General features: G+C 47.7%; 2 protein-coding genes. Both read right to left on the bottom strand.

Going from position 1 to position 664, the window contains the following annotated elements:
• Nucleotides 1–327: hypothetical protein (locus AC0QUY_RS42690; protein ID WP_475391746.1), on the bottom strand; the 327-nt coding region annotated here is incomplete at its 3' end.
• A gap of 110 nt (nucleotides 328–437) precedes the next feature.
• On the bottom strand, nucleotides 438–664 hold a 227-nt coding region (locus AC0QUY_RS42685; RefSeq protein ID WP_475391745.1), incomplete at its 5' end, for a hypothetical protein.

Here is a 664-nt window from a genome sequence, read left to right as displayed (position 1 = left end):
GACCAGCGCCTTCTGAGCATCGGCAGCGAGCTGGGTGACCTCAAAATTAAGGGCATTCGCCTTTAAATCCGCAGTGTCCTGCGCTTGGAGACATCCGACAAAAGCGTCTGCTTCGCGGATTTTAACATCAATTGTTTCAAAAAGCGCCAGTGTTTCCTTCAATTCATCAAGACCGCTTTTTGAGACGGTAAGAGCCTCGGCAGAGCGTTTAAAAGTTGAAAGCAGTGCTTTAATTTCATTTAAATATTGACGGAACTCGACGGAGCCGCTCCCGCCTTTAAAGAAAACCTCGAGATCCCACGTATCTTTAAGTTGATGAAATGTCATTGTTCCCGTCCCCTTTCATTGGCTTGTTTCCATTATAAGATAAATTTGGCTTTTCAGGGCAAATAAAAAACGGCCGGCTTGTGAGCCGGCACGCCTCTTCCCTGATCATATTACAGCTGCCTCATCCGTTTGACCGCATAGCTGGCCGTCAATAAACCGATTAGGCCGAACACAAATAAATACAATCCGCCTTTACTTTGCGGCGGGCCTTGAACAGCATCTGTGCCGCTTGATATTTCCGCGCTGAATGGTTCTGCGATTTGCAGGGCCTGAAGCAGCCTGCCGTCCTCTCCTTTAATGTTCAGAATTCCGTCGCTGTCTACATTTTCACTCAGGG

The sequence above is a fragment of the Bradyrhizobium sp. WYCCWR15520 genome, from assembly GCF_056174665.1.
Note: the sequence above shows the minus strand (reverse complement) of the source record. Positions and strands in the feature narration are given on the sequence as shown.